Below are 16296 nucleotides of genomic sequence, written 5' to 3' on the forward strand. Positions count from 1 at the left end.
CCGGGAATGGTGTCCCGGCGCGCGTGCCGTCACATCACTTTCCAGATCTCCCGGGCGTATTCACGAATGGTGCGGTCCGAGGAGAACCAGCCGGTACGCGCCGTGTTCAGCACCGAGGAACGCCACCAGCGGTCAGGGTCGCGCCAGCACGCTTCGACATCCAGCTGCGCCTGCCAATAGGCCTCGAAATCTGCGCAGACCATGAAGGTGTCGTGCCAGCTGATGCCGTCCACCAGCCCGCTATAGCGCCCCGCGTCGCCGGGCGAGAACGCGCCGCCGCGAATTGCCGAGAGCACCTCGCTGAGCCGCGGCGAAGCGCCGATGATGGCTTCGGCGTTGTATTCGTTGGCCTGTTTGCGCGCGTTCACCTGCTGCGCGGTCAGGCCGAAGATGAACATGTGCTCCAGGCCGATCTGCTCACTCATCTCCACGTTGGCGCCATCCAGCGTGCCAATGGTCAGCGCGCCGTTGAGGGCGAACTTCATATTGCTGGTGCCCGAAGCCTCCAACCCGGCGGTGGATATCTGCTCGGATAGATCGGCCGCCGGGATGATGTCCTCGGCCAGACTGACGTTGTAGTTGGGCAGGAACACCACCTTGAGCAGGCCGCGCACCGTGGGGTCGGCGTTGATCGTATTGGCGATATCGTTGGTCAGCTTGATGATCAGCTTGGCCTGGTGGTAGCTGGCTGCTGCCTTGCCGGCGAAGATCTTCACCCGCGGCACCCAGTTGCCGCCCGGATCGGAGCGAATCGCCTGGTACAGCGCGACGGTGTGCAGCAGGTTGAGCAACTGGCGCTTGTATTCGTGGATGCGCTTCACGTGCACATCGAACAACGCGTTCGGGTCGACGCTGATGCCCAGCCGCTCCTGAATCACGTTGGCCAGATGACGCTTGTTGGCCAACCGCTGTTCGGCGAAGCGCCGGCGGAACGCGGCCTGTTCGGCAAAGGGCTCGAGCTCGCGCAGGCGGGTTTCCGGCTCATCGAGGACCTCCTCGCCGAGGTGCTCCACCAGCAACTGGGTCAGCTGCGGATTGGCCTGATAGAGCCAGCGGCGGAAGGTGATGCCATTGGTCTTGCTGTTGATGCGTTGCGGATACAAGCCGTGCAGATCGGTGAACACGGTCTTGCGCATCAGCTGCGTGTGCAGCGCGGAAACGCCGTTGGTGCTGTGCGAACCCAGGAATGCCAGGTTGCCCATGCGCACCCGACGACCATGATCCTCTTCGATCAGCGACACCGAGCGCAGCAGCTCGGCATCGTGAATGCCCCGCTCGCGCAGGCAGTCCAGATGATGAGCGTTGATCAGGTAGATGATCTGCATGTGCCGCGGCAACAGGCGCTCCATCAGCCCAACCGGCCAGGTTTCCAGGGCTTCGGGCAGCAGCGTGTGATTGGTATAGGACAGCGTCGCCGTGGTCAGGCGCCAGGCCTGCTGCCACTCGTAGCTGTGCACGTCGACCAGCTGGCGCATCAGCTCGGCCACGGCGATGGCCGGGTGGGTGTCGTTGAGCTGGATGGCCGTGTACTCGGGCAGGCTGTCCAACGAGCCGCGCTGCTTGATGTGGCGGCGCAGCAAGTCCTGCAGCGAGGCGGCAACGAAGAAATATTCCTGGCGCAGACGCAGCTCCTGCCCGGCCTCGGTGCTGTCGGCCGGATAGAGCACGCGGGAGATGCTCTCGGCGCGAGCTTCTTCCGCCGCGGCGCCGATATGGTCGCCCGCGTTGAAGCGTGCCAGGTGGAAATCCGCCTCCGGACGGGCACGCCACAGGCGCAGCGTGTTCACCCCGGCACCGCGCCAGCCGACGATCGGCGTGTCATAGGCGATCGCCCGCACGCCTTCGGCCCAGTGCCAGAAATGTTGCACCTCGCCCTTGTCGTTGGTGGTCGCGGTGACGCTGCCACCAAAGCCGATCAGGTACTTGACCTCCGAACGCTCGAACTCCCAGGGGTTGCCGAAGTCCAGCCAGGTTTCGGTCTGCTCGTGCTGCCAGCCGTCGACGATCGCCTGACGGAACAGACCGTGGTCGTAGCGAATGCCGTAGCCATGGGAGACCACACCGAGGGTCGCCATGCTTTCCATGAAGCAGGCCGCGAGCCGCCCCAAGCCGCCATTGCCTAGCGCCGCGTCCGGCTCCAGCAGGCGGATGCGGTCGATATCCACATCGAGCCCGGCCAGCGCCTCGCGCGCCACTTCGAACAAGCCCAGGTTGCTCAGACTGTCGACCAGCAGCCGACCGATAAGGAATTCCAGCGAGAGGTAGTAGACCCGCTTCTGTCCGCTGTTGTAGGCCTCACGGGTGCAATCCATCCAGCGGTCGATGGTGCTGTCGCGGGTGGCCAGGGCTACCGCATGGAACCAGTCGTAATCGGAAGCGTTCTCCGGATCCTTGCCCACCGAATAGGTGAGCTTGCGCAACACCCGCTCCCGGAAAGCGGCAACTTCTTCGGCGGTGGCAATGGCTGTTTCCTGCGTCATGGACAGACCTCGGTTAGCGAAGACACACAAGAGGGACTCGCGGCAGCCGTGCCCGTTCACCTCCGTTCGACGTTCCAGAAAAAGCGTTGCAGGTTTCCTTTACATCTGCGCTACCGCCCGTCCGGTCGCCGCTGTCGGACAGCGCTGGCAATCGCCGTGCGGCTCGCTATGATGCGCGCGCCCGAATGCCCCGAAAGACTGCCCGTGAAGACAAGACTGATCGCCTCCGCCGACCCCGAGCGCCTGGAAACCTGGGTGCGCTACAGCGCCGGCCTGTGCCGCGACTGCCATGCCACCTGCTGCACGCTGCCGGTGGAGGTGCGCATCGACGACCTGATTCGCCTGGAGCTGGTCGATGCCTTCGAGCGCGACGAGCCGGCAAAGAACATCGCCAAGCGACTGAGCAAGGCGGGCATCGTCGAGCACTTCAACCACAAGCACGAAATCTTCACGCTGACGCGCCTGACCAACGGCGATTGCCTCTATCTGGATCGCAAAAGCAGACTCTGCACGGTCTATGCCAAGCGTCCGGACACCTGCCGCAACCACCCACGCATCGGCCCGCGCCCCGGGTACTGTGCCTATCGCAGCAAGTCAGCCGGCTGAGCGGCGCACCACCGAACGTCGCCACCGACACCTGCAGCACCAAAACCGGAACACCTGCAACGCAGCTGAAGAGCCGCTTTTACGCGCCCCGGCAAATGCCGTGAACGGACTGGCCAAACCGTGACTCAAGAGTCATGCTTGGCGTCTGTCTGTATCTTCGCAACGTTTAGGAACCTACCCGGCATGAGCCGCGATAGCCGCTACCTGGAAGCCATTCTCCACCACGACATCCCGCTGACCCGCTCGCTAGGGCTGCGCGTCGAACAGTGGGAAAATCACGAGTTGCGCCTGCAGGTACCGCTGCAGCCGAACATCAATCACAAGAGCAGCATGTTCGGCGGCAGTCTGTATTGCGCCGCCGTGCTGGCAGGCTGGGGCTGGTTGCACCTGCGGCTGCGCGAAGCCGGTATCGAAGACGGCCATATCGTCATCCACGAAGGCAAGATCGAGTACCCGTTGCCGGTAGTGGACGATGCGATGGCCATCTGCTCGGCACCAAGCCCCGAAGCCTGGGAGCGTTTCGAGTCGATCTACCGCCGCCGGGGCCGTTCGCGCCTGGAACTCAACAGCCGCATCCTCGCCGCCGACGGTCGTGACGCTGTGCGTTTCACCGGGCAGTTCGTCCTGCACAAGTAGGCCATCAGCATGGAGCCGCTGTTGCGGCAGTTCCGCTCAGGCGCTAGATGGCAGCCACGCCAGGTTCAGCCGCGGTTGGCCAGCTCGATCAGCCAGTCACGCCAGTCGACGTCTTTGGGTAATGCCAGGAATGACGGATTGAGGTAACTCGCGCGCGCCTCGTAGCGCAGCGGAACGCCGCTGACGTCCAGCACTTCACCGCCTGCCCCCTCCAGCACGCCTTGCGCCGCTGCGGTGTCCCACTGCGAGGTCGGCGCCAGACGCGGATAGCAGTCGGCGGCACCCTCGGCGAGCAGGCAGAACTTCAGTGAGCTGCCCACGTTGGCCAGCGCCAGCTCACCGAATCGTTCGCCCAGACGGCCCAGCAACTGCTCCTGTGCCGGACTGCTGTGGCGTCGACTGGCCACCACGGTGAACGCGTCGACAGGCTGCCTGCGCACGCGCAAGGGCTCTGCCGCGCCGTCCGCCTCGCTGCGCCACGCACCGAAGTCCTCGCCGCCGTAATAGCAGCGCCCGGATGCCGGGATGCCGACCACACCGAAACGCACCTTGCCCTCTTCGATCAGCGCGACATTGACGGTGAACTCCTCGCTGCCGGCGATGAACTCCTTGGTGCCATCCAGCGGATCGACCAACCACCAGCGCGTCCAGCTGGCGCGCTCGGCCAGCGACAGCTCGCAGTCCTCTTCGGAGAGCACCGGGATTGCGCCATCCAGCGCTCTCAGCCCGTCCGCCAGCACGCGATGTGCAGCCATGTCGGCAGCGGTTACCGGCGAGTCATCAGCCTTCGCCTGCACCGCCAGCTCGCTGCGCCAGTGCGGCAGGATCACCGCGCCGGCCTGGCGCACCAGATCGATTACCGACGACAGATACGGATGGTTCATTGGCCGAACTCTCCGCGCTGGGTGAGAAGATCGCGTGCCAGATAGAGCGCCGCCAGTGCACGTCCTTCGCTGAACTGCGGATGCTGCACCAGGCTCGACAGCTCGTACAGGCTGACCTTGTCGAGCCGCATCGGCTCGGGCTCGTCGCCAGGCAGTTGTTCGGGATACAGATCGCGCGCCAGCACCACCTGAATCTTCTGGCTCATGTAGCCCGGCGACAACGACAGCTCGGTGAGCAGCTCCAGGCGCCGCGCACCGAACCCGGCCTCCTCCTTGAGCTCCCTATTGGCAGCCTCGAGCACGTCTTCACCCGGCTCGATCAATCCCTTGGGCAGTGACAGTTCGTAACTGTCGGTGCCGCCGCAGTATTCCTCGATCAGCAGCGCATTCTCCGCGTCGGCCAGCGCCACGATCATCACCGCACCATAGCCGCTACCCCTGCCGACCAGGCGTTCATAGGTGCGCTCGACACCATTGGAAAAACGCAGCTGCAGTTCTTCGACACGGAACAGGCGGCTGCTGGCGACGATCTCACGGGCAAGTACTGTGGGTTTCTGGCGCATGGGAAACTCCTGGAAACGCGAGCGGCTATCATAACCCGGCTTATTGCACCGGCCGCGAACGCTTTGCGACCAGTTGACCGCAGCCGTCATTCCCTCCACCGCCGACCGAGCCCGCCAATGACCGCCAACCTGCCCTGGTCCGACATCGATACCGTCCTGCTCGACATGGATGGCACGCTGCTGGACCTCCACTTCGACAACCACTTCTGGCTCGAACTGCTGCCGCAGCGCTACGCCGAACTGCACGGCATCAGCCGCGCCATGGCCGAGCTGGAACTCGCGCCGCTGTTCAACGAACACGTCGGCAAGCTGACCTGGTACTGCCTGGATTACTGGACCCGCGAGCTGAACCTGCCGATTCGTGAAATGAAACGCGAGATCGCCGAACTGATCGCGCTGCGTCCCTCGGCCGACGATTTTCTCGCCGCGCTGCGCGAAGCCGGCAAACGTGTGGTGCTGATTACCAATGCGCACCGCGACTCGTTGTCACTCAAGCTGGAGAAAGTCGAACTGGCGCCCTGGTTCGACCGCCTGATCAGCTCCCACGACTACGGCTATCCGAAGGAAGAGCCACAGTTCTGGCACGCGCTGCGTCAGGATCTGGACTTCGATCCGGCACGTGCGCTGTTCATCGACGACAGCCTGCCGATCCTGCGCAGCGCCGAGCGTTTCGGCATCGCTCATCTGCTTGCGGTCCGCGAGCCGGATAGCCGGCGTCCGGCCAAGGACACCGAAGAATTCGCCGCGGTCGGCGACTATCGGGAGCTGGTGCGCAACCTGCTCGGCGAGCAAGCGTGACGGCAGGCGCTGCCACTGACGTCTGAAGGCCTTACACTAGGTCGGTAGTTGCCGTCGGCAGCAAACCCGCTCAGGACGAGCCGGGCCGACACGCATCGAAACAGCGAACGGAAAGGCAGCAGACGCCTTGCGCTCGTAGTTCAGCCACGGATGATCGATAGGAAGCAACATGGCAGCAGTAGGCGCCGAACTCTGGCCCCACAGTCACAGTGAGATGAGCGAGCGCATTCGCCGGTTCGACTGGGGTGCGACCGTGCTCGGCGCCCCGGACACCTGGCCGCCGGCGCTGCGACTGCTGCTGGACACCCTGCTCGAAGCGCCGCTGCCGATGTGCATTCTCTGGGGCGAGCAGGCGCTGCAGCTGTACAACGATGCCCATGCAGCGCTGATCGGCGACCGCCATCCAGCCGAACTCGGCCAGCCAGCCTGCCACCGCTGGGGGGGCGACCTGGGAACTGCTCAACCCGGCTTGCGACACCGCCCGCCGCGGCGAGCCACGGGTATTGCGCAACCAGCAGCTGGCGATCGAGCGTGAAGGCGTGCTGGAGCAAGCCTGGTTCGACCTCGCCCTCAGCCCCATCCGCGACACCCCGCGCAGCATCGGCGGCCTGCTGCTGTGCCTGAGCGAAACCAGCGAGCGTGTACGCACCGAAACCCGCCTGTCGCAAACCGCCCTGCACTACAAGCTCAGCGCCGAAGTCCACCGAGCCAGCGAGCAGCGCCTGCAATTGGCACTCGAAGCCAGCGACCTGATCGGCATCTGGGACTGGGCCATCCAATCGAGCGAAATACCGCCTGGCGCTGAGCTATCGCGCATTCTGCCGGTGGCACAGTCCGGGCCCAAGGGCCTGAGCAGCGAAGCCTTTTTCGATCATGTGCATCCCGACGACGTGCCACGGTTGCGCGTCGCACTGCAACGCTGCATCACCGAGCGCGGCAATCTCGACGAGCGCTACAGGCTACGCGGCGAAAATGGCGCCACGCGCTGGGCGCTGGCCCGCGGACGCTGCCATTGCGACGAGCAGGGCCGGCCATTGCGCTTCCCCGGCGCGGTGATGAACATCACCAGCCAGCAGGCCAGCGAAGATGCGCTGCGCCAGCGCGAGGCCGAACTCAAGATGATCACCGATGCCCTGCCGGTGCTGATCGGCTACATCGACTCCGAGGAACGCTTCCGCTTCAATAACCGCTATTACACCGAGTGGTTTGGCCATTCGACCGAATGGCTGCTGGGCAAGACTGCGCGCGAAGTGCTCGGCGAGCGCGGTTATGCCGAGCGACAGGTGAACATCCGCGCCGCGCTTGCCGGCCAGGACGTGACCTTCGAGGCCTATAGCCCGCATCGCGACGGCCAGCCTCGTCGAATGCTGGTGCATTACCTGCCCCGTCGCGACTGCCACGCAAACGTGCTCGGTTTCTTCGTCATGGCGCTGGACGTAACCGAACGCTGGCGTGCCGAACAGGCCCTGCGCGAACTCAACGAGACGCTGGAGAGCCGCATCCAGGAGCGCACTCAGGCGCTGGCGGAAGTCTACGAGCGCCTGCTCAAGGAAATGGCCAGCCGCGAGCAGGCGCAGGAGGCGCTGCGTCAGGCGCAGAAGATGGAGGCGGTGGGCCAACTGACCGGCGGCATCGCCCATGACTTCAACAACATGCTGACCGGCATAATCGGCGGGCTTGACCTGATCCAGCGCTATATCCAGTCCGGGCGCCATGGCGAGACCCAGCGCTTCATCGATGCCGCGGTGACCTCGGCCAATCGCGCTGCAGCGCTCACGCACCGCCTGCTCGCCTTTGCCCGGCGCCAGCCCTTGAACCTAAAGCGGGTCGAGCTGAACCAGCTGATCGAATCGATGCACGACCTGCTCAGCCGCACCCTGGGTCGCCACATCCACATCGATAATCGCCTGCAGCAGGGCCTTTGGCCGGTCTCCAGCGACGAAAACCAGTTGGAAAGCGCCCTGCTCAACCTGGTGATCAATGCCCGTGACGCCATGCCAGACGGCGGCAGCCTGCTGCTGGAAACCCGCAACGTCGAGCTGTACAGCCAAGGCGAGGTGGGTGATCTGGCCGCTGGTCGCTATGTCATCCTCCGCCTGACCGACAGCGGCTGCGGAATGAGCGCCAAGGTACTCGCCAGTGTCTTCGAGCCGTTCTTCACCACCAAGCCCATCGGGCAGGGGACCGGGCTCGGCCTGTCCATGGTCTACGGCTTCACTCGGCAGGCGGGCGGCCATATTCAGATCGCCAGCGAACCCGGCGAAGGCACCCAGGTCAGCCTCTACCTGCCGGTGTATGAAGAAGAGGGCGTCGCAGCGCTACCGGCTAAAGAGATCGAAGGCCCGCTGCGAGCCAAGCAGGGCGAAACGGTCCTGGTAGTCGAAGATGATCCAGCGGTGCGCCTGCTGGTGATCGACGTCCTGGAGATGCTCGGCTACCAGGCGCTGGAGGCTGCCGACGGCAATGCGGCGATACGCATCCTCGAAAGCAGCGCGGCCGTGGATATGCTGGTCACCGATGTCGGCCTGCCAGGCATGAACGGCCGCCAGCTCGCCGATGCCGCGCGGCAGCAGCGCCCTGGCCTGCCGGTGCTGTTCATGACGGGTTATGCCAAGCAGGCGGCCAGCTCGGACTTCCTCGAACCGGGCATGGACATGATCAGCAAGCCATTCAATCTGGATGCCCTGGCCAAGCGCGTCTGCGACATGCTGATGGAGAACGACCAACGGTGAATCGTCCGCGGCCGGATGGGGTCATAACCCTATCCGCCGGACTGCCCCAGCGCACCGGCCCTGCACCATTCAGGAACCCAGCTGCCGATGAATGCTCCGTCTCGCCTGACCGCTGCCTTCGCCGGTGCCGTGCAATCGCCCGCCGGCGCCAGCCAGCGCTATTGCTATCAGCCAATCGACGAGCCCGAGCAGCGCTCGGTCGATCTTGCCGAAGAATGCGCGCTGGCCATTGCCTATAACGGCCTCAGCCAGGCGGTGATGATGATTTCCCCGGCCGACCTCGAGGATTTCGTGGTGGGTTTCAGCCTGGCCAACGGCTTCGTCGACAGCCTCGACGACATCTATGACATCCGCGTGCATGGTTGCGGCAGCGCCCGTCGCGCCGAGGTCGACATCGCCAGTCGCGCCTTCTGGCGGCTAAAGCAACAACGCCGCCAGCTGCCCGGCAACAGCAGCTGCGGGCTTTGCGGCGTCGAGGCGCTTGAACAGGCATTACCCAGGTTGCCGGCGCTGGCGCCGTCAGCGTTGCCGCCTTCGCACTGGCTGCAGGACCTACGGCAACGTATCGGCGAGTTTCAGCCATTGGGTCGAGACTGCGGTGCCGTCCACGCTGCGCTGTTCATGGATGCCAATGGCGAGATCCGTCTGGGCCGTGAGGACATTGGCCGACATAACGCGCTGGACAAGCTGATCGGCGCCCTGGCCCGCGCGAATCAAGCTGCGGAGGGCGGCCTGGCCATCGTCACCAGCCGCTGCAGTCTGGAATTGGTGCACAAGGTACAGCGAGCCGGCATTCCGACTCTGGTGAGCCTGTCGTCCCCCACCGGCCTCGCCGCCAAGTGGGCACAGCGGCACAACCTGAATCTCATCCACCTGCCGCACCACAGCCCGCCACGCGTCTACAGCCCGGCAGTGCCGACACTCAATGCTCGCTGAACGGTCGAGCCGCAACGAGCACTTACAGCTGTCGTCTAGCGGGCCCCAAGCAGATCGAGACAGCCCAAACAAATGAAAGTTCCGCCGTAAAATCAATTAGTTAACAAACAGGAACTGCATCACGCATTTCATCGGGAAGCCCTTGCCGGAAGCGAAGCGGCGAGTAAGGATCACGGCGCAATTCCTCATATGGGATCACACCATGAAGTACGCCTCGATTTTCCTGTTGTCTGCCAGCCTGCTGAGCGGTGTTGCCGTTGCCGGTAGCAACACCGAAGCAGCCGTCGGCGGTGCGCTCGGCGGCGCGCTGGGCTCCGTAGTTGGAGAACATCTGGGTGGCTCTACCGGTGCCACCATCGGTGCCGGTGTCGGCGGCGCAGCCGGCGGCATGGTCGGCGCAGACAAACGCAGCCGCACCGAAGCGGCGATCGGCGGCGGTCTGGGCGCAGCCGGCGGCAATGTCATTGGCCAGAAAGTAGGCGGTAGTACCGGCGGCCTGATCGGCGCGGCTGTGGGTGGTGGTGCCGGTGGCGCAATCGGTAATGCCTACGGCGACGATGATGACCGCTACCGCGGCGACCGCCGCTATCGCGATAGCCATTACTATGGCCCGCCCGGCAAGGCCAAGGGGCACTACAAGCATCGCCACAAGCACCATTAAGCGCTTGAGCCATCAGCGCACAGCGACCTGCTGAAAGCGAAGCCACACCCATCGCCCGGATTCGGCCCTGCCGCCTCCGGGCGATTTGCTTGTCACGCATCGACCGTCAGGATGACCCCTACGCCAACGCCTCCAGCGCCGCACGCAAGCGGCCCGGAATCGGCGTCGGCCGATTGCTTGCCCGCTCGACGAACACATGCACGAAGCGCCCCGCCGCACTGGCCTCCTGCTCGCCCTCGCGGAAGATTGCCAGCTCGTACTGCACCGAGGAGTTACCGAGCTTCGCCACCCGTACGCCGACCTCGATGAGGTCCGGGTAGGCGATCGAGGCGAAGTAATCGCAGGCCGAACTGACCACGAAGCCGACGATGTCGCCATCTCGGATATCCAGTCCGCCCTGCTGGATCAGGTAGTTGTTCACCGCCGTGTCGAAAAAGCCGTAATAGACGACGTTGTTCACGTGGCCGTAGATATCGTTGTCATGCCAGCGCGTAGTGATCGGCTGGAAATGCTTGTAATCACGGCGCAGGTGCTTGGGCTGCTCGGGCATGGTGGTCTCCAGGTGCGCAGATTGATGGACAGCCGCTCAATAGGCGGCCTGGTAGATCGCCAGCGCATCGGCCTCAGTCACTTCACGCGGATTGTTGACCAACAGGCGCTGTTGCAGCATCGCTTCCTTGGCCAGCTGCGGCAGCATCGCCTCCGGCACACCGGCGTCGCGCAGGCGGGTCGGCAGGCCGACGCGGGCGCTCATCTGCTCGAACTCCTCGATCAGCTGTTCGGCGTAGGTCGACGGGTCACCCGTGCGCAGCCGGTCGCCGAGGATGATCGGCGCCAGCTCGCCATAATGCGTGCTCGCCGCGCTGACGTTGAAGCGCAGCACCTGCGGCAGCACCAGCGCGTTCGACAGACCATGCGGGATATGGAAGTTGCCGCCCAATGGATAGGCCAGCGCATGCACAGCCGCCACCGGCGCGTTGGCGAATGCCTGCCCGGCCAGGCATGCGCCGAGCAGCATCGCCTGGCGCGCCTCGCGGTTGCTGCCGTTATGCACCGCCTCATCGAGGTTGGCGGCCAGCAGGCGCAGCGCCTCGCGGGCCAGCAGATCGGACATGGGGTTCTTCTTCAACGCACTGGTGTAGGCCTCGATGGCGTGCACCATGGCATCGATACCGGTGGCTGCGGTCACCGCTGGGGGCAGGCCAAGGGTGAGGTCGGCATCGAGCAGCGCCAGATCTGGCAGCAGCAGTGGCGATACCACACCCATCTTGGTGGTTTCGCCAGTGGTGATGATGGCGATCTGCGTCACCTCGGAGCCGGTGCCGGCGGTGGTTGGCACCTGGATCAGCGGCAGCCGCCGGCCCTTGGCATTGCCGACGCCGTAGATGTCCTGCAGCGACTGCGCGCAGCTCGGATGCGCCAGCAAGGCGACCAGCTTGGCGACGTCCATCGAGCTGCCGCCACCGAAGCCGATGATCAGATCGGCTTCCAGTGCCCTGGCCTGCTCCACCGCCGCCATGACGATGTGCTCCGGCGGATCGGCGATTACCTGGTCGTAGATCGCAACTGCCAGGCCTTCGTTTTCGAAGCCAGGCAGCACCTCATTGAGCAGGCCGAAACGGGTAATCCCCGGATCGGTGACGACCAGTACGGAACGCGCGCCGCGCTCCTTGCATAGACCGGCCAAACGGCGGGAAGAGCCGGGCTCGCAGATCAATTGCGCGGTTGTGGCAAAGCTGAACGGATGCATCGGTGCCTCCTGTGATCGGATTAGCTCAAAACGCGAAATCGCTTTCCGGCAGCGCCATCAGGCACGCGGCCCCACCCTGAATCGCTTCCCGATGCGCACTCGCCCGCGGCAGTACGCGGCGCAGGTAGAAGTCCGCACTGGCCAGCTTGGCCTGGTAGAACGCCTCTTCAGCGCTGCCCTGCTCGAGCGCGTCCTGCGCACGACCGGCTGCCTGCAGCCACAGCCCGGCCAACAGGACATAGGCCGAGTACTGCAGGAAATCCACCGACACCGCGCCGATCTCCTGCGGATCGCGGCCGGTGGCAGCGATGATCTCGGCAGTCAGCTCGCGCCACTCGCCGATCCGCGCCTGCACCTTGCTGGCCATGTCATGCAGCGCCGGGCGGTCGATCTGCCGATCACAGATTTCGCTGAATTCCGCCTGCAGCGCCGAAAGCTCTGCACCGCCATCGCCGAGCAGCTTGCGACGGATGTAGTCCAGCGCCTGGATGCCGTTGGTGCCCTCGTAGAGCTGGGTGATGCGGCTGTCGCGCATCAGCTGCTCCATGCCCCACTCGCGGATATAGCCGTGGCCGCCGTAGACCTGCACGCCCAGGCTCGCGACTTCCTGGCCCATGTCGGTGAAGAAGGCCTTGACGATGGGGATCAGCAACGCCGCACGCGTGCTCGCAGCCTTGCGATGGCTCGGCTCGGGATGGCCATGTTCGAGATCCAGCTGCCGGGCGCAGTAAGCCGCCAGCATGCGGCTGCCTTCTACCAGCGTCTTCTGGGTGAGCAGCATGCGCCGCACATCGGGGTGCACGATGATCGGGTCGGCCGGTTTGTCCGGGTGCTGCACGCCAGCCAGTCCGCGCGATTGCAAACGCTCGCGGGCGTAGGCCAGCGAGCCCTGATACGCCTGCTCGGCGATCCCGAGGCCCTGCAGCCCGACCTGGAAACGCGCGTCATTCATCATGGTGAACATGCACGCCAGGCCCTGGTTGGGCGCGCCGACGACCCAGCCGGTGGCGCCGTCGAAGTTCATCACGCAGGTAGCCGCGCCCTTGATGCCCATCTTGTGCTCGACGGCGCCGCAGCTCAGGGCGTTACGCTCGCCCAGCGTACCGTCGGCATTGGCGATGAACTTGGGCACCAAGAGCAGGCTGATGCCTTTCACCCCGGCCGGTGCATCCGGCAGGCGTGCCAGCACCAGATGCACGATGTTCTCGCTCATATCGTGCTCGCCGCCGGAGATGAAGATCTTGCTGCCGCTGACCTTGTAGCTGCCGTCCGCTTGCGGCTCCGCCCGGGTGCGCAGCAGCGCCAGGTCGGTGCCCGCCTGCGGCTCGGTGAGGCACATGGTGCCGCTCCAGCTGCCGCTGACCAGCTTCTCCAGATAGGCGTTCTTCAACTCGTCGCTGCCGTGCTTGTACAGCGCCAGCACCGCGCCCTCGGTCAGGCCGGAGTAGATGCGGAAGGACAGCGACGCGCCCATCAGCATTTCGTGGAAGTTGCAGGCGACCAATTGCGGAAAACCCTGGCCGCCGTACTCGGTCGGCCCGGTCATGCTCGCCCAGCCGTTGTCGACGTACTGCCTGTACGCCTCGACGAAGCCCTGCGGGGTGCGGACTTCGCCGTTTTCCAGGGTCACGCCCTCTTCGTCGCTGTTGCGATTGAGCGGCGCGATCTCGCCGCCGGTGTAGCGCGCGGCTTCTTCCAGCACGCCGTCGATCAGCTCGCGATCCAGGCCATTGCCGAGCAATTCGCAATGGGCCGTGGCATCGAATAGCTCGTGCAACACGAAGCGCATGTCACGCAGGGGAGCCTTGTATTCCATGCTCAAGCCTCCTTCTTGTGGTCGGCGAAACGGCCGCCGAGCGTGGCCAGGCTGTCGATCAGCTCGGCTGGCTGCCAGTGCGCACCGTGGCGCTCGGCCAGCGCGTTGAGGCGATCACGAATGGCCGGCAGACCCTGGCGATCGGCCCAGGTCATCGGGCCGCCAACTTCGGCCGGGAAGCCGTAACCGTAGAGGTAGACGGTGTCGATATCGGCGCTGGACTCGGCCATGCCTTCCTCGAGGATCTTCGCACCCTCGTTGACCAGCGCCAGCAGGCAGCGCTCGAGGATTTCTTCACTGCCGATCTCGCGACGCTGAAAGCCGAGCCGCTCGGACTCGCGCTGCACCAGCGCATCCACTTCGGGGTCATGCTCGGCCTGACGGCTGCCCTCGGCATAGCGGTAGTAGCCCATGCGCGACTTCTGGCCGAAGCGGCCGAGCTCGCAGAGGCGATTGTCGACCTGCACTTCCACTTCATCCTGGCCCTTGCCAGCCAGCTCACGAGCGCGCCACTCCAGATCGATGCCGACCACGTCGTACATGCGGAACGGCCCCATGGCAAAACCGAAGCCCTGCAGCGCAGCGTCGACCTGATGTGGATAGGCGCCTTCGAGCAGCATCATCCGCGCCTCGCGCACATAGGTGGCGAGCATGCGGTTGCCGATAAAGCCCTGACAGTTGCCGGCGATCACGCTGACCTTGCCCATGCGCTTGCCGAGCTCAGTGGACGCGTCGAGCACCGCTTTCGAAGTCTTCGCGCCGCGGACGATCTCCAGCAGCTTCATGATGTGCGCCGGGCTGAAGAAGTGCAGGCCCACGACCTGCTCCGGACGCTTGGTGACGGCGGCAATGGCGTCGAGGTCCAGCGCCGAGGTGTTGCTGGCGAGGATGCCGGCCGGCTTCACGATGCCGTCCAGCTCGCGGAAAATCTTCTGCTTCAGTTCGAGGTTCTCGTAGACCGCCTCGATCACCAGGTCGACATCGGCCAGTGCCTGGTAATCCGCCGCCTTGCTGATACAGGCACGTCGTGCAGCCGCCTGAGCCTCGTCGATCCGGCCCTGGCGCACGTTATGCGCATAGGTGTCAGCCACCGTACCCAGCGCCTGTTCCAGCATCTCGGGATTGTTGTCCAGCCAGCGCACCTGCACGCCGGCGTTGGCCAGGCTCATGACGATACCGCGGCCCATGGTGCCCGCGCCGATCACGGCGGCGGTCTGGATATCGAAGCGGGTTTGGCTCATTGCAGCTGTCCTCGTTGCAAGGCTGGAAAAACTGGAGACCAACCATAGACGAAGACGCTACTATTTTTGAAATTTAGTCTTGTGATGTTTCGGATTCACCGAATGAATATCTACAACTTCGACCTCAACCTGCTCCGCGTGCTGGATGCCCTGCTGCGCGAGCGCAACGTTTCGCGTGCCGCCGAGCGCCTGTCGCTCAGCCAGCCAGCGGTCAGCAACGCGCTCAATCGCCTGCGCGAACTGCTCGACGACCCGTTGCTGGTGCGCGCCGGCCGCGCCATGCAGCCGACGCCAAGGGCGCTGGCACTGGAAGCACCGATCCGCCATGCGCTGCAGCAGATCGAACACAGTCTGATCGCCGGCGAGGCCTTCGATCCGGCGCGCAGCCATCAGCGTTTCCGCATCGCGGTGACCGACTATGTCGAGCTGGTCTGCATGCCGGCACTGATGCGGCGGCTGGCCGAGCATGCGCCCGGCATCCAGCTGGCGATCCAGCACCTGACGCCGACGCTACCGGTCGAAGCGCTGGACAACGGCGAGGTCGACCTGGTGCTCGGCCGCTTTCTCGATGTGCCCTCGCGCTTTCATGTACGCCGCTGGGCCAGCGAGACATTGCAGGTAGCGCTGCGGCGTGAGCATCCACTGGTCAAGGCGGGGCTGGATCTGGATGCCTTTCTGCGCCTGCGTCATCTGTGGGTGCATGGCGGCCAGACTCGCGGAATGGTCGATCAATGGCTGGAAGCTCAGGGGCTTGAACGCAAGGTGGTCTACACCACACCGAATTACCTGCAGGCCGCCCATATCGTCGCCAGCAGCGACCTCGCCGCGGTATTGCCGACCCAGCTGGCGCGCTATTTCGCCACCCTGCTGCCCCTGCAGACCTTCGATCTGCCGTTCGATCTCGGCACCTTCGCCTTGGATATCGTCAGCGTCGCGCAACGGCAGAACGACGCCGCACTGCAATGGCTGATCCAGCAGATCGATGCCGTGGCACCCGCCTGAGTGAGCACATCGAATCGAATGTGCTGCGGTTAATACCTATTTGCTACCATCTCCCAGCTTCTTTGTCGGAAATACCCGCAAAGCAACCGAGCTTCGCCCGCTGCGCGGAACAACCCAGCAAGGCGGATATCTACTCTTGCTAATGCGCCATGGTGAACATGGACGATCAAATCAAATCTGGAGCTAGACCT

12 protein-coding genes and 2 pseudogenes are annotated in these 16296 nt (G+C 64.5%); 7 read left to right on the plus strand and 7 right to left on the minus strand.

Annotation, left to right across the window (positions count from 1 at the left end):
• Positions 1-29 precede the first annotated feature (29 nt).
• Entirely contained in the window at positions 30-2480 is a 2451-nt protein-coding gene (locus BHD08_RS12700; protein WP_125022669.1) for a glycogen/starch/alpha-glucan phosphorylase, read from the minus strand.
• Positions 2481-2665: 185 nt separating this feature from the next.
• Between BHD08_RS12700 and BHD08_RS12705 the strand changes: the two are divergent.
• Both BHD08_RS12705 and BHD08_RS12710 read left to right on the plus strand, forming a co-directional pair.
• Positions 2666-3086: pseudogene (locus BHD08_RS12705) on the plus strand (YkgJ family cysteine cluster protein).
• 183 nt (positions 3087-3269) lie between these two features.
• On the plus strand, positions 3270-3722 hold the full coding sequence (locus tag BHD08_RS12710; protein WP_015278610.1) for a thioesterase domain-containing protein: 453 nt from the start codon (positions 3270-3272) through the stop codon (positions 3720-3722).
• A 65-nt stretch (positions 3723-3787) separates the two neighbouring features.
• Here the strand turns inward: BHD08_RS12710 and cysQ are convergent, their stop codons facing one another.
• Both cysQ and nudE read right to left on the minus strand, forming a co-directional pair.
• Positions 3788-4606, minus strand: a complete 819-nt coding sequence (cysQ, locus tag BHD08_RS12715) for a 3'(2'),5'-bisphosphate nucleotidase CysQ (RefSeq protein WP_015278611.1) — start codon at positions 4604-4606, stop codon at positions 3788-3790.
• Positions 4603-5169, minus strand: a complete 567-nt coding sequence (gene nudE, locus BHD08_RS12720; protein ID WP_125022673.1) for an ADP compounds hydrolase NudE — start codon at positions 5167-5169, stop codon at positions 4603-4605. Before nudE ends, cysQ begins: the two co-directional genes overlap by 4 nt.
• 117 nt (positions 5170-5286) lie before the next feature.
• On the opposite strand from nudE, the gene yrfG reads away from it, so the two are divergent.
• The 4 genes and pseudogenes from yrfG (at position 5287) to BHD08_RS12740 (ending at position 10296) form a co-directional block, all read left to right on the plus strand.
• Positions 5287-5967: a GMP/IMP nucleotidase gene (yrfG, locus tag BHD08_RS12725; protein WP_106156244.1), complete on the plus strand. Its 681-nt coding sequence runs from the start codon at positions 5287-5289 to the stop codon at positions 5965-5967.
• Positions 5968-6136: 169 nt separating this feature from the next.
• A pseudogene (locus tag BHD08_RS12730) lies at positions 6137-8699 on the plus strand (PAS domain-containing protein).
• Between the two features lie 87 nt (positions 8700-8786).
• The gene (gene fdhD, locus BHD08_RS12735) at positions 8787-9635 is read left to right on the plus strand and encodes a formate dehydrogenase accessory sulfurtransferase FdhD (protein WP_015278615.1); all 849 of its coding nucleotides are present in this window, start codon (positions 8787-8789) and stop codon (positions 9633-9635) included.
• A 202-nt stretch (positions 9636-9837) separates the two neighbouring features.
• Positions 9838-10296 (plus strand): hypothetical protein, encoded by a 459-nt coding sequence (locus tag BHD08_RS12740; protein WP_015278616.1) that lies wholly within the window; start codon positions 9838-9840, stop codon positions 10294-10296.
• 118 nt (positions 10297-10414) lie between these two features.
• On the opposite strand, the gene BHD08_RS12745 is transcribed toward BHD08_RS12740, so the two are convergent.
• The 4 genes from BHD08_RS12745 to BHD08_RS12760 are packed head-to-tail and all read right to left on the minus strand — an operon-like array spanning position 10415 to position 15103.
• The gene (locus BHD08_RS12745) at positions 10415-10846 is read right to left on the minus strand and encodes a thioesterase family protein (protein ID WP_015278617.1); all 432 of its coding nucleotides are present in this window, start codon (positions 10844-10846) and stop codon (positions 10415-10417) included.
• A 36-nt stretch (positions 10847-10882) separates the two neighbouring features.
• Complete coding sequence (locus tag BHD08_RS12750) at positions 10883-12046, minus strand: iron-containing alcohol dehydrogenase (protein WP_125022675.1); 1164 nt, start codon at positions 12044-12046, stop codon at positions 10883-10885.
• A gap of 25 nt (positions 12047-12071) precedes the next feature.
• Positions 12072-13862, minus strand: coding sequence for an acyl-CoA dehydrogenase C-terminal domain-containing protein (locus tag BHD08_RS12755; protein WP_015278619.1), 1791 nt, complete (start codon positions 13860-13862; stop codon positions 12072-12074).
• A gap of 2 nt (positions 13863-13864) precedes the next feature.
• Complete coding sequence (locus tag BHD08_RS12760) at positions 13865-15103, minus strand: 3-hydroxyacyl-CoA dehydrogenase (RefSeq protein WP_125022677.1); 1239 nt, start codon at positions 15101-15103, stop codon at positions 13865-13867.
• 102 nt (positions 15104-15205) lie between these two features.
• Here BHD08_RS12760 and BHD08_RS12765 point away from each other — a divergent pair, with 102 nt between their 5' ends.
• Entirely contained in the window at positions 15206-16105 is a 900-nt protein-coding gene (locus tag BHD08_RS12765) for a LysR family transcriptional regulator (protein ID WP_015278621.1), read from the plus strand.
• The last annotated feature ends 191 nt before the right edge of the window (positions 16106-16296 follow it).

Source organism: Pseudomonas sp. SCT (assembly GCF_003864275.1).
Taxonomy (GTDB): Bacteria; Pseudomonadota; Gammaproteobacteria; order Pseudomonadales; family Pseudomonadaceae; genus Stutzerimonas; species Stutzerimonas stutzeri_AE.